Below are 19,705 nucleotides of genomic sequence, written 5' to 3'. Positions count from 1 at the left end.
CTCCCCGCTGTACTGGATCGCTACCGGTGACCCGCGCGCACGGTGAACACGTGGCCGGGCTGAATGTGGGGGTCGAGGCGGACGTAGTTGTTCTGCCGCCAGCGGTACGACTCGCCCGACAGCTCGTCTTCGACGACGAACTCGGCGTTCCAGTCGAGACCGAGAGCGGGCAGGTCCAGGTCGACCGTCGCCTCGTGGGTGTTGTGTGGATCTAGGTTGACGACCGCCAGAACGACGTCGCCCAGCCCGTGCCGTCGTGTGGCCGTGTCATAGGCGCCGGGGAGTCGCTTGGAGAAGCAGACCATGTCCGGTTGGTCGACTCTATGGAATCGTAGATTACGCAATTCCTGAAGTGCCGGGCGGGCTCTTCGGAACAAATTCAGCTGGGTGATGAACGGGGCGAGAGTGCGCCCTTCACGTGCGGCTAGCTCCCAATCGCGAGGTCTGTACTGGTATTTCTCGCTATCCAGGTACTCTTCGCTTCCCGGACGAACCGCTACACTCTCACCGAGCTCATAACCCGAGTACACACCCCAGGTCGGTGACGCCAGCGCCGCCAGGATGGCCCGGATCTTGAACGCCGGGATCCCGCCGTGCTGCAGGTACTCGTGCAGGATGTCCGGCGTGTTGACGAACAGGTTCGGGCGCAGGAAGTAGGACGTCTGCTGGGCCAGCTCCGACAGGTACGACTCGACGTCCTGCTTGGAGTTCTTCCAGGTGAAGTACGTGTACGACTGGTGGTACCCGATCTTGGCCAGCGTCTGCAGCATCGGCGGCCTGGTGAACGCCTCGGCCAGGAAGATCACGTCCGGGTCGGTGCTCCTGATGTCCTCCAGCAGCCGCTCCCAGAACGCCACCGGCTTGGTGTGCGGGTTGTCCACCCGGAACACCCGCACGCCGTGGTCCATCCAGTGCCGCAGCACCCGCCTGATCTCCGCGTAGATCCCCTCGGGGTCCTTGTCGAAGTTCAGCGGATAGATGTCCTGGTACTTCTTGGGCGGGTTCTCCGCGTAGGCGATCGAGCCGTCGGCGCGGATGTTGAACCACTCCGGGTGCTCCCTGACCCACGGGTGGTCGGGGGAGCACTGCAGCGCGAAGTCGAGCGCGATCTCCATGCCCAGCTCGCGGGCGCGGCCGACGAAGGCGTCGAAGTCCTCGATGGTCCCCAGGTCGGGATGGATCGCGTCGTGCCCGCCGTCCTCGGAGCCGATCGCCCACGGCGAGCCGGGATCCTGCTGGTCCGGGTGGAGCGTGTTGTTGCGGCCCTTGCGGAAGGTGGTGCCGATCGGGTGGATCGGCGGCAGGTAGACGACGTCGAAGCCCATCCTGGCGACGGCGGGCAACCGCCCGGCCGCAGTCTGGAAATTTCCGGACTTGGTGATGCCGCCGCCGTCGACGATCGCCCCCTCCGAGCGGGGGAAGAACTCGTACCACGAGCCGAACAGCGCCCGCCGCCGGTCCACCCTGATCCGCTGCGCCTTCGCCCTGGTCAGCATGTCCCGCAGCGGATGCGCGGCCAGCAGCGCGGCCGTGTCGGGCAACTGCGCGATCGCCAGCCGCGCCCGGGGGTCGAGGTTCTCGTCCCGCAGCGTCGCCGCCACGCCGAGCAGCGCGGCCCGGTGCCCGCACGAGGACCCGCCGTTCACGGGAGCGGCGCTCGCCCCGCCGTTCGGTGCCGGGCTGGGAGTGGGGCAGTCCGCCGGCCGTACGGCCTTCGCCGCCCGCTCGAACAGCCGCGCCCCCTCCTCGCACATCAGCTCGACGTCCATCCCGCGCGGGATCTTGATCTCCGCGTCGTGCAGCCAGGTGGCGATGGGGTCCCCCCACGCCTCCACCCTGAACTGCCATTCGCCCTCGGTGGGCAGGCAGACCCGCAAAGTCCAGCGGTCGGTGCCGGGGGCCACCTCCCGCATGGGTTTCAGCTGTTCCCGCCCACCGTCGGGAGAGGTGAGAACCACTCCCGCGGCGACCGCGTCGTGTCCCTCGCGGAACACGGTCGCGGCGATCTCGAAGGTTTCACCCGCGACAGCCTTGGCGGGCCACTGCCCGCAGTCGACGACGGGGTGGATGTCCGTGATGGGAATTCGTCCGATCATCGCATCTCGAGGTAGCGGCGGCACGCCCGGTGCCGCCGGAGGCTTCCGTGGCAGGAACGATCCTTGCATCTTCAGGTGGGCAGCACCGGACACCGCCCCGGACGATTCCGGGACAGGTCTAGGGCACATGGTGGGAGGTGCCCCAATAGTCATGATTCATGCGTCAACACGGAAGGAGGTGGAGTCATACCCGCCTGAGCGTTTGAAGGGGTATGTCGTTGGTGAGGGTGGGACAGGAGCGTCGAATACCGCCTGTCCCACGCCGTCGAACCGCCTAGGGTCTAAACGTGAGAGCAATCCGCAGGTTCACCGTCCGCACAGTCCTGCCCGCGGAGCTGACCGCGCTGGGCGAACTTGTGCACAATCTCCGCTGGTCATGGCATCCAGAGACCATGGATCTGTTCGCCGAGGTCGACCCCGCGACCTGGGAGCGGGTGGGGCACGACCCCGTCGCGCTGCTCGGCGCGGTGGATCCCGCCCGGCTGCGCGAACTGGCCGCCGACCGCCGATTCCTCCGCAGGCTGGCCGACGCGGCCGACGACCTGCACGAGTACGTCACCGCCCCCCGCTGGTACCAGACGCTGCCCGACGCGGCCCGCGCCATCGCCTACTTCTCCCCCGAGTACGGCATCGCCGCCGCCCTCCCGCAGTACTCCGGCGGCCTCGGCATCCTCGCCGGAGACCACCTGAAGGCCGCCAGCGACCTGGGCGTGCCGATCCTGGCGGTCGGGCTGCTCTACCGGCACGGCTACTTCACCCAGTCGCTGTCCCCCGAGGGCTGGCAGCTGGAGCACTACCCCTCGCTCGATCCGGGCGGGCTGCCGCTGACCCTGCTGAAGGACACCGACGGCACCCCGGTCAAGATCCGCATCGGCCTGCCCGCCGGGCGCGCGCTGCACGCCCAGGTCTGGGTCATGCAGGTGGGCCGGGTGCCGCTGCTGCTGCTCGACTCCGACGTGGCCGACAACGACAACGCCGCCCGCGACGTCACCGACCGGCTGTACGGCGGCGGCGGCGACCACCGCCTCATGCAGGAACTGCTGCTCGGCGTGGGCGGCGTGCGGGCCATCCGCGCCTACTGCCGCGTCACCGGGCACGCCGACCCCGAGGTCTTCCACACCAACGAGGGCCATGCGGGCTTCCTCGGCGTGGAGCGCATCCGCGAGCTCACCGAGGCCAGGCTCAGCTTCGACGAGGCGCTGGAAGCCGTACGCGCGGGGACGGTCTTCACCACGCACACCCCCGTGCCCGCCGGCATCGACCGCTTCCCCTCGCAGATGATCGAGCGGCACTTCGGCGGCGACAGCGCCTGGCCGACCGTCCCGCTGGAGCGGATCCTGGCGCTCGGCGCCGAGGACGTGCCGGGCACGTTCAACATGGCCCTGATGGGGATGCGGCTGGCGCAGCGCGTCAACGGCGTCTCGGTGCTGCACGGCGCGGTCAGCCGGGAGATGTTCAGCGGCCTCTGGCCCGGCTTCGACGTGGACGAGGTGCCGATCGGCTCGATCACCAACGGCGTGCACGCGCCCACCTGGGTGGGCCGCGAGATCATGGAGCTGGCCGGACGGGAGCTGCCCTCGCTGATCGAGACGTCGCGCGGCTGGGAGGGCGTGCAGAAGCTCTCCGACGCCGACATCTGGGGCATCAGGGGACGGCTGCGCCGGCACCTGGTCGAGCAGGCGCGGGTCCGGCTGCGCAGCTCCTGGCGGAACCGGGGCGCCTCCGACGCCGAGCTCGGCTGGATCGACGACGCGCTCGACCCCGACGTGCTGACCATCGGCTTCGCCCGCCGGGTGCCGTCCTACAAGCGCCTCACGCTGATGCTCAGCGACCCGGCCCGGCTCAAGAGCCTGCTGCTGAACCCGGACAAGCCAGTGCAGATCCTGATCGCGGGGAAGGCGCACCCGGCCGACGAGGGCGGCAAGAAGCTCATCCAGCAGATCGTCACGTTCGCCGACTCCGAGGACGTGCGGCACCGCATCGTCTTCCTGCCCGACTACGACATGGCGCTGGGCCGCCTGCTGGTCCAGGGCTGCGACGTCTGGCTGAACAACCCGCTGCGCCCGCTGGAGGCCAGCGGCACCTCCGGCATGAAGTCGGCGCTGAACGGCGGGCTCAACCTGTCGATCCGCGACGGCTGGTGGGAGGAGTGGTACGACGGCACCAACGGCTGGGCGATCCCCACCGCCGACGGCGTCGCCGACCCCGACCGCCGCGACGAGCTGGAGGCGGCGGCGCTCTACGACCTGATCGACCACGAGGTCTCCGACCGCTTCTACGACCGGGCCGCCGACGGGCTGCCCCGCCGCTGGCTGGAGATGGTCAGGCACACCCTCACCACCCTGGGGCCCAAGGTGCTGGCCGGGCGGATGCTGCACGACTACGTGGTCGGCCTGTACACGCCGGCCGCCGTCGCGGCGCGCGAGCTGTCGGCCGACTCCCACACGCAGGCCAAGGCGTTCGCCGCCTGGCGGCTGCGGGTCACCAAGGCCTGGCCCGGGGTCCGGGTGGAGCACGTGGAGGCGTCGGGGGTGGGGGACACGCCCGAGGTGGGCTCGTCGCTGGAGCTGCGGGCGACCGTCGCGCTGGGCGAACTCGACCCGTCCGACGTCAGCGTCCAGGCGGCCTACGGCCGGGTGGGCCCGCACGACGAGCTGGTCCACCCGAGCTACCTGACGCTGACCGTCGACGGTTTCGGGGATGACGGGAAGGCGCACTTCAGCGGGGCGGTGCCGCTCGACCGTACCGGCGCGTTCGGCTACACCGTCCGGGTGGTGCCGCACCACCCGCTGATGGCCGCGCCGGCCGAGCTGGGCCTCATCACCGTGCCGGAGGAGCCCGTGGGCATGACGAACGGCACCCTGCGGTGACGGCCAGGAGGTGAACCATGCGGACACAGGCCGCATAATCAGTTTCGTGGACGACAACGGTCTCAGGGCCGACACTCTGGTGGCCTCGGTCCGCGGCGTCCTTCCGTCTCTGACGCCCGCCGCCCAGACCGTGGCCCGCCTGATCCTGGAGGATCCCGCGACGGTGGCGCGGAGCACCATCACCGAGCTGTCGGCCGCCTCGGGCACCAGCGAGGCGACCATCGTGCGGACGGCGCGGCTGCTCGGCTTCGCCGGGTATCCGCAGCTTCGCCTCGCCCTGGCGGCCGCCGCGGCCCAGCCCGACCGGCTGGTTCCCGGCGACCTGGCCCCCGACGACCCGCTGTCGGAGGTGATCCTCAAGGTCGCCAGGGCGGAGTCCGAGGCGATCAACGACACGGTCGCCCAGCTCACCTCGGAGCGGCTCGGGCTGGTCGTGGACGCGATCGCGTCGGCGCGCCGGATCGACGCGTACGGCGTGGGCGCCTCCGGCCTGGTCGCCGAGGACGTCGCGCAGAAGCTGATGCGCATCGGCATGTCCAGCCACGCCTTCCAGGACGCCCACCTGGCGCTCACCAGCGCGGCGCTGCTCAGGAAGGGCGACGTGGCGATCGGCATCAGCACCTCGGGGGAGACCCCCGACGTGCTGGAGCCGCTGCGGCACGCGGGGGAGGCGGGCGCGACCACCGTCGCGATCACCAACAACCCCCGCTCGTCGCTGGCGGAGCTGGCCGAGCACGTGCTGATCTCGGCCGGGCGCGAGACCGAGTTCCGGCCCGGCGCCCTGGCCAGCAGGATCAGCCAGCTCCTCGTCGTGGACTGCGTGTTCGTCGGCGTCGCCCAGCGCACCTTCGACGCCTCACAGGACGCCGTGCAGCGCACCAGGCGCGCCGTCGAACGGTTCAACCGGAAGCGCTAGGAGATCGACACCCGCACGTCGTCGGCCTTCACGAACATCACGCGATGGCCGAACTGGATCTCGTAGTACTTCGTCTTGCCGCGCACCACGGTGTGCGAGGCGGGGTCGAACGTCACGGCCCGGTAGTACTCGGTGGCGGCGGGACCGGCCAGCGTGTACTTCTGCCCGGCGGCGAAGGTGTACTGCAGCGGGGTGACCGCCTGGTACGGGATCCCGGCCGGGTAGGCCTCCTGCTCCGGGTAGGCCCTGCCGTACACCGGGACGGTCGTGAGGCCCGGTTTCGGTGTCACGACCAGGCCCAGGGACGGCACGGCGGTGGGCTGGGACTGCGGGTTGTGGAACCAGGCCTTCTGGCCGAGGTACCAGATGGCCGTCCACTCGCCCTGCCGGTCGGCGACCGCGTAGCGCTGGCCGGTGGTGGCGCGGGCGCTGTGGTCGTAGACGCTGTAGAGCGATTCGCCGGTCGGGTGCTTGCCGATGTCCTTGACCAGCGGCGCGTCGGCGCGCGGCTCGGTGCGCAGCCACACGGTCGAGGCGGGCAGCGGCGGGCAGGCCGCCGACGGGTTCTTGCGGTCACAGCCGTAGAAGTACGGCTTGTTGACGGCGAAGTCCGGCTTGATCATGACGGACGCGGTGTTCGGGCCGCCGAAGCCGTGGAGCGGCGCGCCGAGCAGCTCGAAGTAGCGCTCCCAGTCCCAGAAGGGGCCGGGGTCCTCGTGCATCTGCCGGACGGTGGTCGGCAGCGTGCCGGGGACGTTGTCGTGGCCCAGGATGTGCGCCCGGTCGAGCGGCACCCCGTGCCTGAAGGCCAGGTAGCGCACCAGTTTGGCGGAGGTGCGGTACATCGCCTCGGTGTACCAGGTGCTGCCCTCGGCGAGGAAGCCCTCGTGCTCCAGGCCGATGGACTTGGCGTTGACGTACCAGTTCCCGGCCTGCCAGCCGACGTCCTTGGTCTTGATCTGCTGGGCGATGTGCCCGTCCTTGGACCTGATCGAGTAGTGCCAGCTTCCCGGCCACGTCGGGTCCTGGTTCAGCGCGACCGAGGGCGCCCAGTAGCCCTCCATGTCGTGGATGATGATGTAGTCGATCTTCTGGTTGCGCGGCCGGTCCGACAGGTCGTAGTGGCCGTAGTCGTCGCCTGGCAGTTCGGCGTAGGCTGCGGGGATCCACTCGCAGGAGATCGTGGGCGGGCACTCGACGCCGTCGCGGCGCGGGTGCAGCAGGCCGAGGCCCTCCAGCCACTTCACGATCTTGCCGACGCCCGGGACCGGCTTCAGGCTGACCTTCTGCCCGTCGTCGGTGACCCGCTCGGCGCCTTCCTGGATGGTGGCGTAGACCTCCTCGGCGAAGAACTTCGCCGCGTCGGCCTCGGTCGCGCCCGAGTACTTGGCGACCGCGCCGTACCACTGCCCGGGGTCCTGGCTGAGCGGCGCGCCCAGCGACTTCTGGTAGTCGGCCAGCAGCGCGGCGCCGCCGCGGATGTTGGCCGCGGGGTCGGCGCGCAGCGCCTCCCGCGACTCGCCGGTCAGCTCCGCCGCCTTCTCCAGCGTCCGCAGCGACGCCGGGATCTCCTGCGTCACGGGCGCGACCTTCGGTACGGCCAGCGGACGGGTCTCGTCGCCGCGCGGGTCCTCCTCGCCCTCGCCGTGGTGGTTGCTCCCGGTGAAGGAGGCCGCGTCGGTGAGGTGCATGGGGCCGAATCCGGCGTCGTTGCTGGGCTGCCCGGCGTGCGCGTCCCAGCGGGACTGCAGATAGGAGACGCCGAGCAGGACGCTCTCCGGCACCTGGTACCGCTCGGCGGCCGAGGCGAACGCCTGCTGCCTTTCGTCGGGCTCCTGGGCGGCGGAGGCGGCGGTGGGGGTGATCAGCAGAGGTAACAAGACGATGGCGGTGGTCGCCAACGTTCTGCGCATGAACCGCTCCTTGACTGGGGGGTCTTCGGCTGCAGTCAGCGTCTCAACATTTTCCTTCTCCGGGGAGAGTCTTGAGAAGAATTTTTTCAGGGTGTGACCGGATAGGGTCGCGGCCATGGATCTCGTGATCCTGGGCGCGGGCCCCGCCGGCCTGGCCGCGGCCTGGAGGGCGGCGCGGCTCGGCCTCTCGGTGACCGTACTCGAACGGGCCTCCGCCGTGGGCGGGCTGTCAGTGAGCGCGGCCGTCGCGGCAGCCTCGTAGGAGCCGAAGCCGCCCGAGGAGGACGAGCGCGAGGGGACGCTTCGCGGCTTTCGTCACCACGGCACGTTTGATGGCTGGGTGGAGTGAGGTTAGGCTACCTTTACTGGGTCCAGCCGGGAAGGCGGGGATCGCGGTGGCATGCGTGGTGACCGGTTCCGCCGGGTTCATCGGCCGGGTGCTGACCGAGGCGTTGCTCGCGCGAGGCGAGCGGGTCGTCGGGATCGACCGCAGGCCGCAGCCGTACCGGCATGGTCTCACCGTGCTGACCGCCGACCTGCTCGACGGCGACGACCTGGTCCGCGCCGCCCTGGAGAGCGCCGACGCGGTCTACCACCTGGCCGGCCGCCCGGGGGGTACGCGACCGGTCGCCCGACATCGCCTGGCGACGCCACCGCGACAACGTCGCGGAGCGCCTGTGCCGGAGCCGCCCCGCGCACACCTTCCGGAGGTCCATCCACAGGAGATCCACATGAGGAACACCGCCATCCGGCTGCTCGCCGTCCTCCTGGTCCTGGTCACCGCCGCCTGCGGCGCCGAGGGCGAGGGCGGGGGCGGCGGGGAGGGCTTCGACGACGACGCGCTGGTCATCTACTCGGGGCGCAACAAGAACCTGGTCGGCCCGCTGCTGGACCGGCTCAGCGCGAGCACCGGCCTGGACGTGCAGGTCCGCTACGGCGACAGCGCCGAGTTGGCCGCCCAGCTCCTGGAGGAGGGCGACCGCACCCGCGCCGACCTGTTCTTCTCCCAGGACGCGGGGGCACTCGGCGCGCTGTCCAAGCAGGGCCTGCTCGCCCCGGTGCCGGCGGCGCTGCTGAACCGGGTCCCGCAGCGGTACCGCAGTGCCGAAGGCACCTGGGTCGGCGTCTCCGGCCGCTCCCGGGTGATCGTCTACGATCCGCGCACGGTGACCGCGCCGCCGAAGAGCGTGTTCGAGCTGACCGGACCCGAGTGGAAGGGCAAGGTCGGCTGGGCGCCGACGAACGCCTCCTTCCAGGCGTTCGTCACCGCGATGCGGGTGGTGTCCGGCGAGGACAGAACCAGGCGATGGCTCACCGACATGAAGGCCAACGGCACCCAGACCTACCCGAACAACGTGGACATCCTCAACGCCGTGGACGCGGGCACGCTGCGGCTCGGCCTCATCAACCACTACTACTGGTACGAGAAGGTCGCCGAGAAGGGCCCGAACGGCGTGCCCTCCAAGCTGGCCTTCCTGCCGGGCGGCGACCCCGGCGCGCTGGTCAACGTCGCGGGCGTGGGCGCGCTCAAGGCGGCCAGGCACCCGCAGGCGGCACAGAAGGCGATGGACTTCCTGCTCGGCCCGGAGGCGCAGAAGTACTTCGCCCAGAAGACCAAGGAGTACCCGCTGATCGCCGGCGTCCAGCCCGAGGCGGGACTGCCCGGCCTGGACACGCTCAACGGCCCCGAGATCGACCTGGGGCGGCTCGACTCGCTGGAGCAGACCCTGAAGCTGCTCCAGGACGTGGGTCTGGTCTAGGTGCGGCCCTTCCGGTCACGCCGGATCCCCGCCGGGCTGCTGGCCCCCGCGCTGGTGGCGGCGGCGCTGTCGCTCGCGCCCGTCGCCTACCTGGCCGTCAGGGCGGCCGAGGGCGGCCCGCGGGCGTTCGCGGACGTGCTGGCCCGCGCCCGTACGGCCGAGCTGGCCGTCCGCAGCCTCGGCCTGGCCGCGACGGTGACCGCGGCCTGCGCCGTGGTGGGGATCTCGCTGGCCTGGCTGGTCATCAGGACCGACCTGCCGGGCCGCCGGGTGTTCGGCGTGCTGGCCGCGCTGCCGCTGGCGGTGCCGTCGTACGTCGCCGCCTACACCTGGGTGGCCGCCTTCCCCGCGATCTCGGGCTTCTGGGGTTCGGCACTGGTGCTCACCCTCTGCACCTACCCCCTCGTGTACCTGCCGGTGGCCGCCGCGCTCAGGCGCATGGACCCGGCCATGGAGGAGGTCGCCCTGTCGCTCGGCAGGAGCCGCGCGAGCGTGGTGCTGCGCCAGCTCAGGCCCGCCGCGGCGGCCGGATCGCTGCTGGTGGCGATGTACGCGCTCGCCGAGTTCGGCGCCGTCTCGATCATGCGGTTCGACGTCTTCACCACGCAGATCTACACCTCCTACCGGGCGGGCTTCAACCGCACCCCCGCCGCCGTGCTCGGCCTGCTGCTGGTGCTCGTCACCTTCCTCATCGTGCTCGCCGAGGCGCGCAGCAGGGGCCGGGCGGCCTACGCGCTGGGCGGCAGCACGCCGCGGCGGGCGAGCGTGGTCCGGCTCGGGCCCGCGCGGACGCCCGCCCTGGCGTGGGCGGCGGCGGTGGCCGTCCCGGCGGTCGGGTTTCCGCTCGGGAGCATCGCCTTCTGGCTGGTCGAGGGGTCCTCCCGGGGCGTCGCCGCGGCCGAGCTGGGGGCGGCGGTGGGGGCCACGCTCGGCGTCTCGGCGGCGGGGGCGCTGGTCACGGGGGCGCTGGCCGTACCTGTGGGGATCATCGCGGCGCGGCACGGGTCGCGGACCGCGCGGTTCGTGGAGCAGGCCGCCTATGTCGGGCACGCGCTGCCCGGCATCGTGATCGCGCTCTCCCTGGTCTTCTTCGCCGTCCGCTACGCCTACCCGCTCTACCAGCGCTGGCCGCTGCTGGTGCTGGCCTACGCGGTGCTGTTCCTGCCCGCCGCCGTCGGCGCGGTGCGCGCCTCGGTGCTGCAGTCGCCGCCGGTGCTGGAGGAGGTGGCCCGCTCGCTCGGCCGCAGCCCGCTCGGCGCGATCCGCCAGGTCACGCTGCCGCTGGCGCTGCCCGGCGTGCTCGCGGGCACCGCCCTGGTGTTCCTGACCGCGATGAAGGAGCTCCCGGCCACGCTGCTGCTCCGCCCGACCGGCCTGGACACCCTGGCCACCCAGCTGTGGACGGAGACCGGCTCCGGCTCCTACGGCGCCGCCGCCCCCTACGCCGCCCTGCTGATGCTGCTGGCGGCCGTCCCGGGATTCCTGCTCGGCATGCGCGAGGTGAGATAGGTGACAGGGCTGACCGTCTCGGAGATCACCAAGGCGTTCGACGGGCCACCGGTGCTGCGCGGCGCCTCGCTGACCGTCGCCGAGGGCGACCTGACCGCCGTGCTCGGCCCCTCCGGCTGCGGCAAGACGACCTTGCTCCGCGTCGTCGCCGGATTCGAGCACGCCGACTCGGGCTCGGTACGGCTCGGCGAGTGGGAGGTCACCGGGCTGCCGCCGGAGAAACGGCGGGTGGGCATCGTGCCGCAGGAGGCCGCCCTGTTCCCGCACCTGTCCGTGGCCCGCAACGTCGGCTTCGGCCTCGCCCGGGGCGGCGCCGAACGCGTCGCCGAGTGCCTGGAGCTGGTCGGCCTCGGCGGGTACGGCCCGCGCATGCCGTACGAGCTGTCGGGTGGGCAGCAGCAGCGGGTGGCGCTGGCCCGCGCGCTCGCGCCGCGTCCCCGGGTGGTGCTGCTCGACGAGCCGTTCAACGCGCTGGACCGGTCGCTGCGCGGGACGGTGCGCGACGACGTCAGGGCCGCGCTGAAACGGGCGGGGGCGACCGCCGTGCTGGTCACCCACGACCAGGAGGAGGCGCTGTCCATGGCCGACCGGGTCGCGGTCATGCGGGACGGGCTGATCGTGCAGGAGGGCACCCCGGCCTCGGTGTACGAGGACCCCCTCGACCTGGGGGTGGCCACGTTCGTCGGCGAGGCGGTCGTGCTGGAGGCGGTCTCGGTCCAGGGGATGGTCTCGTGCGCGCTCGGCAGGCTCGCCCAGCGCGCCAACGGCGTGGCCGGGCGGGGCACGGTGGCGCTGCGGCCCGAACAGCTCGTGCTGTCGGCGTCCGGTTCGCCCGGGGTGGTCGAGCGGGTGGAGTTCTTCGGCCATGACGCGGCGGTGACGGTCGCGCTCGACGACGGTGTCGTGGTCAGGGCCCGCACCAGGGCCGGGGCGCCGCACCGGCAGGGCGATCGGGTGGGCGTCTCGGTCGAGGGGGCCGTGCTCTTCTACCCTTCGGCCGGATAAGGTCGGCCCATGGGTGAGTTCGTACGTGTCGAGGTGGCTGACCAGGTTGCGACGATCAGGCTCGATCGTCCGAAGATGAACGCGCTGAACGGGCAGGTCCAACAGGAGATCGGCGAGGCCGCCCGGCAGGTCGACGCCGACACCGGCGTGCAGGCGGTCATCGTGTACGGCGGGGAGCGGGTGTTCGCCGCCGGAGCGGACATCAAGGAGATGGCCGACATGTCGTACGCCGACATGGTCGCGCACTCCCGTACCCTTCAGGACTGCTTCACCGCGGTCGCGCGCATCGGCAAGCCGGTCATCGCCGCGATCACCGGTTACGCCCTCGGCGGCGGCTGCGAGCTGGCGCTGTGCGCCGACTTCCGGGTGGCGGGAGAGGGCGCCAAGCTCGGCCAGCCGGAGATCCAGCTCGGCATCATCCCCGGCGCCGGAGGCACCCAGCGGCTGTCGCGCCTGGTCGGGCCCGCGCGGGCGAAGGACCTGATCTTCAGCGGGCGGCATGTGAGCGCGCCGGAGGCGCTGGCGATCGGGTTGGTGGACCGCGTGGTGCCGGACGTGGACGTGTACTCCGAGGCGCTGTCGTGGGCGGCGAGCTTCACGGGCGGGCCCGCGATCGCGCTGCGGGCCGCCAAGCAGGCCATCGACCAGGGGCTCGAGGTCGATCTGGACACCGGTCTCGAGATCGAGCGGCTGCAGTTCTCCGGACTGTTCGCCACCGAGGACGCCAAGATCGGCATGCACGCGTTCACCGAGAAGGCCAAGCCCAAGTTCCTCGGCCGCTGAACCGGGCAAACCCAGCCCGAGATCTCGCTATCGTGACATGTCATGATGCGCGCCCTCATACCCGCACGGATGCGTAAAGCCGTGCGCACCTGGTTCGACTCCCGCTACATCTCGGTCGCCGACCATCGCCAGGACATCAGGGACGCGTTGTGGGAGGTCCAGACGCTGCGCCGGGAGGTCGTGGCGCTGCAGGGCGAGGTGGCCGGGCTGCGTGCGGCCAAGGCCCCGGTCCCGCCCGCCGCCGCCAGGGCGGGAGCGGACAAGGCGCGGCTCGACGAGGCCCACCGCCTGGCCACCGAGGCCGCCCAGTCGCTCGACCGGGTGCTGCAGAACGAGGTCCTGGTCTGGCAGGCGATCGACGACCTCAGGAGCGGAAACCTAGCCGAGGGGCGGCGGGCGTGAGAGCGAGCTGGTCGGGCGGCGAACTGACCTTCAGGCTCGACCCCGAGGACGAGCTCACCGGTCACGCCTCCGACGGCCACCCGATCAAGCTGCGCACCAACTCCTGCACGATCGGCGGCATCCCCGGCGACGCGCACCCCGACCTGTACGCGGTCGCCGCCTGGACGGTCGTCGCCCCTTGGACCCGCCGCCGGATCACCTTCGACCGGCCGGTCTCCGCCGAGCTGGCCGGCGCCCTGGCCGACGGCTGGGGGATCGAGGCGGGGCCGGTGGCCGGGCCGCCCAGGAGCGCGGGCCGTACCCTCGCGATCTCCTACAGCGGCGGCGCCGACTCGGTGGCCGCCGCCACGATGCTGCCCGAGGCGCCGGTCGTCCATCTGCGGCGCGTTCCGCACCCGCGGGTGCCGAACCGCTGGTCGCACTACCGCTCCGACATCCTGGCCAAGCTCGCCGCGCAGACCGGCCGCGAGCTCACCACCGTCACCTCCGACCTGGAGTACACCCTCGCCGAGCCGCGCCCCGGCTACCCCGAGCACCACGCGGTCGCCGCGGGCGCGCTGCTGAACGCCGACCGGCTGGACCTGGGCGGCCTGGCCTTCGGCTACGAGCTGGGCTCACGCTGGCTCGGCGGCGGCCGGTACCTGCTGCGCTACACCCCCGACAACCCCATGTGGTCGCCGCACGGCCGGTGGGGCAGGCTGTTCGCCGCGGCGGGCGTGCACATCGTGCTGCCGGTGGGCGGGGTGAGCGAGGCGGTGACCATGCGCATCGCGCTGAACTCCGACCTCAAGGACCAGCTCCGCTGGTGCCTGCGCGGCACCGGCGGGCCCTGCCGTACCTGCGGGAAGTGCCTGTACAAGGAGCTCATCCAGGCCGCGGTCGAGGGCCGCCCGCTGGACACCCCGATCACCCCCGACCGGCCGGTGGCCCGCAAGTGGCAGAAGCCACCGCCCTACGGCGGCCAGGAGATGATCGAGTACGGCTGCGCCCGGGTCCCCGGCATCGAGGACACCGTCTTCGGCGCCGCCGCCCGCCACCTCGGCGCCACCGAGGAGTCCACCCGCTGGCTCGACCACTGCTACCCGAAGGCGCTGGAGGAGATCCCCGAGGCGTGGCGGGGACAGATCGAGCGGTACCTGGCGGCCGAGGTCGGGTTCATGAGCGCCGACGAGGCGCGCCGAGTGGAGGAGTGGGGTTCATGAAGGTCTACCTGTCCGTGGACATGGAGGGCGTCACCGGTCTGACCGACCCCGAGGAGATGCACGCGGGCGGCCGGGGCTACGAGCGCGGCTGCGAGCTGATGACCGGCGACGCCAACGCCGCGATCGAGGGCGCGTTCGAGGCGGGCGCGTCCAGCGTGCTGGTCAACGACGCGCACGGCTCGACCAAGAAGCTCAGGATCGACCTGATCGACCCGCGCGCCACGCTGATCCGGGGCCCCGGCAAGCCGCAGCGCATGGCCCACGGGCTGGACCCGTCCTTCCAGGCGGCCTGCTTCGTCGGCTACCACGCGCGGGCGGGCGTGCAGCACGGCGTGCTCAACCACACCTGGATGGGCAAGGAGATCCAGAACGTCTACCTCAACGGCGAGGTGTGCGGCGAGACCCGGCTGGTGGCGGCCTGCGCCGGGTTCCACGGCGTGCCCGTCGTGCTGGTCGCGGGGGACGAGGCGGTCGGCGAGGAGGCCAGGGAGCTGCTCGGCGACGTGGAGACCGTGGCGGTGAAGAAGGGGATCGACAAGTTCTCCGCCGAGCTGCTGCCGCCGAGTGTGGCGCAGGCAAGGATTCGTGAGGCGACGAGCCGGGCGCTTGACCGGTTGACCGACTTCACGCCCTACAGCCTGGCTCCGCCGTACACCTTGGGGGTGGAGTGGAACTCCACGGCTATCGCGGCCGGGTGTTCGCTCATTCCCGGGGTGAAGTCCGTGGGGCCGAGGCACATCGAGTTCAGCACCGACGACTTCTCCCAGATCATGGCCCTGTTCGGGCTCTTCTCCACGATCGGCGGGCAGATCGCCTGCGGCAGCGGCCCGTATGGGTGATGGGCTGAGCCGCAGGGGGCTGCTCGTCGGCATCGGCGCGGCGGGCGGCGCCGGGGCCATGTACGCGGCGATGGGCGCGCTCGGGCTGGCCCCCTCCTCGCAGGAGACGGCGTTCGCCCCGCCCCGGCCCGGCGACTTCACGTTGCGCGGCAGGAGCGCGGCCTCGGTCGTGGTCCTCGGGGCCGGGGTGGCGGGCCTGACCGCCGCCTACGAGCTGGGCAAGGCGGGCTACGACGTCACGGTGCTGGAGGCGCGCGACCGGATCGGCGGGCGGAGCATCACCCTGCGCTCCGGCGACCGGCTGAGCGAGCTGAACGGTCCGACCCAGGAGGTCCGCTTCGGCGAGGGCGTCTACTTCAACGCGGGCCCCGGCCGGATCGCGCCGTGGATGGTCACCATGGACTACTGCCGCGAGCTGGGCGTCCGCCTGGAGACGTTCGTCAACAACAACGCCTCGGCGTACGTGCACATCGACGGCAGGACGGTCCGCGCCCGGACAGCCCGCGCCGACATGTACGGCTATGTCGCCGAACTCCTCGCCAAAGCCACCGACACCGGCGTGCTCGACCGCAAACTCACCGCCGACGACAAGGAACGCCTGCTGGAGTTCCTGCGCCGGTTCGGCGACCTCGGCCCCGCCCTCGACTACGACGGCTCGCCGCGCCGGGGCTTCCAGGACTGGCCGGGCGTCGGCGCGGGCACCGGTCTCGGCGCGCCCGCCCCGGTGTCCGACGTGCTGGCCGCCGGGGTCGGCCGGGCGATCACCAACGACTTCGGCCACGACCAGGCCACCCCCATGTTCCAGCCGGTCGGCGGCATGGACATGATCGTCCGCGCGCTCGGCGAGGCCGTCGGCGAGAACCGGGTCCGCACCGGCGTCCAGGTCACCCGGATCACCGACCGGCCCGACGGCGTCGAGGTCGCCTGGAAGGACGGCTCCCTCAAGGCCGACTACTGCATCGCCACCCTCCCCCCGCACCTGCTCGCCCGCGTCCCGCACAACCTCGGCCCGCAGATCACCGCCGCCCTGCGGACCCCGGTCCCGGTGGCCGCGGGCAAGATCGGCCTGGAGTACGGCAGGCGCTGGTGGGAGACAGACGACCACATCTACGGCGGCGTCACCGAGACCGACCTCGACATCACCCACATCTGGTACCCCAGCCACGACTACCACGGCGACCGCGGCCTGCTCGTCGGCTACTACAACACCGAGAAGGAAGCCGAGCTGTACGGCGCGCTCGTCCCCGAGGACCGCCTGCGCCGCGCGCTCACCCAGGGCAAGAAGATCCACGGCGAGAAGTACCGCTCCGAGGTGCTGTCGAGTGTGTCCATCGCCTGGGAGCGGCAGGCGCACATCGAGGGCGGCTGGGCCCGCTGGCCCTCCTACGACGCGGGCTTCACCCTCCTGCGGCGTCCAGCGGGCCGGGTGTACTTCGCGGGAGACTGGCTCACGCACCTGGTCGCCTGGAAGGCCGGTGCCATGGAGTCGGCCCGGACAGCGGTGACCGGCCTGCACGAAAGAGCCCTGCAGTCCGCCTGACCGTCGCGCGAAAGGCGAGGTGCGGGCGTAGGGTCCTGGGGGAGCGATCGAGGAGAGGAACGCATGAGCCTGCACTGGGTGCCGGCCGCGCAGCGCGCGGACCTGCTCGCCGAGCCGGTGGCCAGAGCCGTCGGGCAACTCGACGGCGTCGAAGTGGCCGAGATCGACCCGGAGCTGGCCGACACGGCCGAGTTCTGCGCGAGGTACGGCGTGTCGCTCGACGAGTCCGCCAACTGCGTGATCGTCGCGGCCAAGCGCGGCGGCGAGATCCGCTACGCCGCCTGCATGATCCTGGCCACCATGCGGGTGGACGTGAACGGCATCGTGCGCAGGCACCTAGACGGCCGCAAGGCGAGCTTCGCCTCCATGGACGAGGCCGTCACCCTCACCGGGATGGCCTACGGCGGCATCACGCCGCTGGGTCTGCCGGAGAGCTGGCCGGTCCTGGTCGACACCCGGGTGGCCGAGCATCCCCGGGTGATCATCGGCAGCGGGGTGCGCCACTCCAAACTCGCCCTGCCCGGGGCCGCCCTAGCGGAACTGAAGACCGCGGAGGTGCTCGCCCTCACGAACTGAGGCCAATTTGAGATAGATCAAAGCCGTTATTGGGGAAACCGTTGGGCCCACCCTGGACGTTGTACGAGTGGGAATGTGGCCTCATGGTTCATCTCGTGGGCGGGGTTTAAGCCGGTATGGTGCTACATGCCATGAATCAGGACGACCGACTAGGCCCTTACCGGCTGCTCAGGCGGCTCGGTGAAGGCGGAATGGGCGTTGTCCACCTCGCTGTCGACCCTCAGGGACGGCAGGTGGCGGTCAAGGTCCTGCGCTCGGAGGTCGCCGGTGACGATGTCGCCAGGCGGCGGCTTTCGCGTGAGGTCGAGACCATGCGCCGGGTCCGCAGCCGGTACATCGCCGAGGTGCTCGACGCCGACGTGACCGGCCACCGGCCGTACATCGTCACGCGCTACGTGCCGGGCCGGCCGCTCGACGAGATCATCAAGCAGGACGGGCCCTTCGACCTGCCCGCGCTGATCAGGGTCGCGCACGGCGTGGCCTCCGCGCTGGCGGCCGTGCACGCGGTCGGCGTGATCCACCGCGACCTCAAGCCGGGCAACGTCCTCATCCTCGACGGCGACCCCGTGCTCATCGACTTCGGCATCGCGCAGGCGGTCGACGCCACCAGGCTCACCCAGACCGGCATGTTCATCGGCACGCCCGGCTACCTCGCCCCCGAGATCATCGAGGGCCACGAGGCCGGGCCCGAGGTGGACGTGCACGCGTGGGCGGGCACGCTGCTGTTCGGCGCCACCGGCCAGCCGCCCTTCGGCAAGGGCACGCTGGAGATGATCTTCTACAACATCACCGCGGGCAAGGCCGACGTCGCCTCCGCGCCCAAGGAGTTGCAGCCGCTGCTGAAGGCCGCCTTCCAGCGCAACCCGGCCAAGCGGCCGAACGCCGCCGACCTGGCCGAGCAGACCGCGCGGCTGCTGCCGAGCCTGCCCGGCCGGCCCGAGGAGATCTCGACCGTGCCGCGCGCCGACCGCTCGGCGCCGCACCCGCTGCCCGACCCCGCCGACGTGCCGACCCCGGCGATCCCGCCCGCGCGGCCCTCGGCCCCCCACGCGGTGCCCGGCCCCTACGGCTCGGCGTCGCACCCCTCGGCGCCGCCCGCGGCCACGCCGCACGCCGTGGGGCCGCCCGCCGCCACGCCCCACGCCGCGGCGCCACCGTCCACCCAGCAGGGCTCCGGCCAGTACGGCCGCCCGCCGTCGGGCGAGTTCGTCTCGCTGCTCGGCCAGGAGGGGCAGCAGCAGGGCGGCGACCCGTGGCCGACCAGGAGGGTGTCTCCCGAAGAGCTGCGCCAGATCCGCGAGGAGGCGGGCGCGCCGGCCACCCCGTGGGACGTCCCCACCAACATCGCCCCCGACCCCCGATCCAGCCGCCCCTGGCCGTACCCCACGCAGCCGCCGCACTCCGGGCAGGCTCCCGCGCAGCCACCCGCCGGTTCCGCCCACGCCGGGGCGTTCGGGGCGGCGGCCCGTCCGGGCGGTCCGGCCCAGCAGGGGTACCCGCCGTCCGGCGAGCAGGTGACGCCGCAGCGCCGCGAGGCCGACATGCCGACCCGCCGGGTGCGCCCCGACACCCAGGGCCACCCGTCCTACCAGCAGTCGCAGCCGCCGTTCCAGCCCGCCCCCGAGCCGTCGACCAAGCGCGAGCCGTACATCCCGGGCGCCCGGCCGGGGCTGGCGTTGCAGCGCTCCAAGGCGTACGGCGTCGCGGGGGCCATGCTGCTGATCATCATGACCGCCCTGGCGGTCCTCGCGCCCGTGGTGATGGCCGCGGTGGCGATCCCGTTCGCGATCCTGCTGCGCGCCGCCGACCTGGCCCAGCCGCAGCTCAACGCCCGCCGGTCCACGGGCGCGGCGGCCCTCGACGTGGTGCGCGTGTTCGCGCTGCCGGGGGCACTGGTCAAGTCGGTCGGCGTCACGCTCGCCCTGGTCCTGTACGCGCTGATCCTCGGCCTGCCGGTGACGTTACTGCTCATCGTGCTGGTCAAGGGCATGCCCACGGCCAACGCGCTGGCCTGGGGCGCGGCGGTGTCGCTGCTGACCATCTGCGCCGGTCCCGGAGTCGAGGGCCCCGGCCGCCAGATGCGCAGATCCCTGTCGTCGCTGATGCCGTCGCGTACCGTGGCAATGGTGGTGGCGGGTGTGCTGGGAGTGGTGGCCGCGCTGACGCTGGCGGTCGCGATCGGCACGCACTCGGTGTGGTCACCGGTCTCGGTGGTCCCCGTGGAGAACCTGCTGGACGATCTGTTGAGGGGGAAGGCGGGGAGATGACGCCAGGGGGGCGGCGAGAACCGAGGG

At 71.9% G+C, this 19,705-nt stretch carries 15 protein-coding genes; 13 read left to right on the top strand and 2 right to left on the bottom strand.

Translation table 11 applies throughout. The annotated features are described in order from the left end of the window. Positions 1-20: 20 nt before the first annotated feature. Positions 21-2,096 carry an alpha-1,4-glucan--maltose-1-phosphate maltosyltransferase gene (locus ABZ911_RS27370; protein ID WP_358061702.1) on the bottom strand — a complete coding sequence of 692 codons (2,076 nt, stop codon included), beginning with the start codon at positions 2,094-2,096 and terminating at the stop codon, positions 21-23. A 287-nt stretch (positions 2,097-2,383) separates the two neighbouring features. Between ABZ911_RS27370 and glgP the strand changes: the two genes are divergently transcribed. Beyond that, complete coding sequence (glgP, locus tag ABZ911_RS27365; protein ID WP_358061699.1) at positions 2,384-4,966, top strand: alpha-glucan family phosphorylase; 2,583 nt, start codon at positions 2,384-2,386, stop codon at positions 4,964-4,966. A 46-nt stretch (positions 4,967-5,012) separates the two neighbouring features. Then, complete coding sequence (locus tag ABZ911_RS27360; protein WP_358061696.1) at positions 5,013-5,882, top strand: MurR/RpiR family transcriptional regulator; 870 nt, start codon at positions 5,013-5,015, stop codon at positions 5,880-5,882. On the opposite strand, the gene ABZ911_RS27355 is transcribed toward ABZ911_RS27360, so the two are convergent. Continuing rightward, positions 5,879-7,795, bottom strand: coding sequence for a peptidoglycan recognition family protein (locus ABZ911_RS27355; protein WP_358061693.1), 1,917 nt, complete (start codon positions 7,793-7,795; stop codon positions 5,879-5,881). The two genes, ABZ911_RS27360 and ABZ911_RS27355, sit on opposite strands and share 4 nt — an antisense overlap. 115 nt (positions 7,796-7,910) lie before the next feature. Here ABZ911_RS27355 and ABZ911_RS27350 point away from each other — a divergent pair, with 115 nt between their 5' ends. The 11 genes from ABZ911_RS27350 (at position 7,911) to ABZ911_RS27300 (ending at position 19,678) form a co-directional block, all read left to right on the top strand. Beyond that, on the top strand, positions 7,911-8,057 hold the full coding sequence (locus tag ABZ911_RS27350) for an FAD-dependent oxidoreductase (RefSeq protein WP_358061690.1): 147 nt from the start codon (positions 7,911-7,913) through the stop codon (positions 8,055-8,057). Positions 8,058-8,199: 142 nt separating this feature from the next. After that, positions 8,200-9,555 carry an extracellular solute-binding protein gene (locus ABZ911_RS27345; protein ID WP_358061687.1) on the top strand — a complete coding sequence of 452 codons (1,356 nt, stop codon included), beginning with the start codon at positions 8,200-8,202 and terminating at the stop codon, positions 9,553-9,555. Then, positions 9,556-11,064 carry an iron ABC transporter permease gene (locus ABZ911_RS27340; protein WP_358061684.1) on the top strand — a complete coding sequence of 503 codons (1,509 nt, stop codon included), beginning with the start codon at positions 9,556-9,558 and terminating at the stop codon, positions 11,062-11,064. After that, positions 11,065-12,069, top strand: coding sequence for an ABC transporter ATP-binding protein (locus tag ABZ911_RS27335; protein WP_358061681.1), 1,005 nt, complete (start codon positions 11,065-11,067; stop codon positions 12,067-12,069). Positions 12,070-12,078: 9 nt separating this feature from the next. Then, positions 12,079-12,852 carry an enoyl-CoA hydratase-related protein gene (locus tag ABZ911_RS27330; protein WP_358061678.1) on the top strand — a complete coding sequence of 258 codons (774 nt, stop codon included), beginning with the start codon at positions 12,079-12,081 and terminating at the stop codon, positions 12,850-12,852. Positions 12,853-12,921: 69 nt separating this feature from the next. Then, on the top strand, positions 12,922-13,254 hold the full coding sequence (locus tag ABZ911_RS27325; protein ID WP_358061675.1) for a hypothetical protein: 333 nt from the start codon (positions 12,922-12,924) through the stop codon (positions 13,252-13,254). Then, entirely contained in the window at positions 13,251-14,456 is a 1,206-nt protein-coding gene (locus ABZ911_RS27320; protein ID WP_358061673.1) for a DUF6395 domain-containing protein, read from the top strand. Before ABZ911_RS27325 ends, ABZ911_RS27320 begins: the two co-directional genes overlap by 4 nt. Further along, the gene (locus tag ABZ911_RS27315) at positions 14,453-15,295 is read left to right on the top strand and encodes a M55 family metallopeptidase (protein WP_358061670.1); all 843 of its coding nucleotides are present in this window, start codon (positions 14,453-14,455) and stop codon (positions 15,293-15,295) included. The genes ABZ911_RS27320 and ABZ911_RS27315 overlap by 4 nt, the downstream gene beginning before the upstream one ends. After that, a complete protein-coding gene (locus tag ABZ911_RS27310; protein WP_358061667.1) occupies positions 15,288-16,835 on the top strand; it encodes an FAD-dependent oxidoreductase in 1,548 nt (515 codons plus the stop codon). Before ABZ911_RS27315 ends, ABZ911_RS27310 begins: the two co-directional genes overlap by 8 nt. Before the next feature lie 63 nt (positions 16,836-16,898). Beyond that, entirely contained in the window at positions 16,899-17,411 is a 513-nt protein-coding gene (locus ABZ911_RS27305) for a YbaK/EbsC family protein (RefSeq protein ID WP_358061664.1), read from the top strand. 116 nt (positions 17,412-17,527) lie between these two features. Continuing rightward, the gene (locus ABZ911_RS27300; protein ID WP_358061661.1) at positions 17,528-19,678 is read left to right on the top strand and encodes a protein kinase; all 2,151 of its coding nucleotides are present in this window, start codon (positions 17,528-17,530) and stop codon (positions 19,676-19,678) included. The last annotated feature ends 27 nt before the right edge of the window (positions 19,679-19,705 follow it).

The sequence above is a fragment of the Nonomuraea sp. NPDC046570 genome, assembly GCF_040645915.1.
GTDB lineage: Bacteria > Actinomycetota > Actinomycetes > Streptosporangiales > Streptosporangiaceae > Nonomuraea.
The sequence above is the reverse complement of the archived record's forward strand: the minus strand, read 5'-3'. Positions and strand labels throughout refer to the sequence as shown.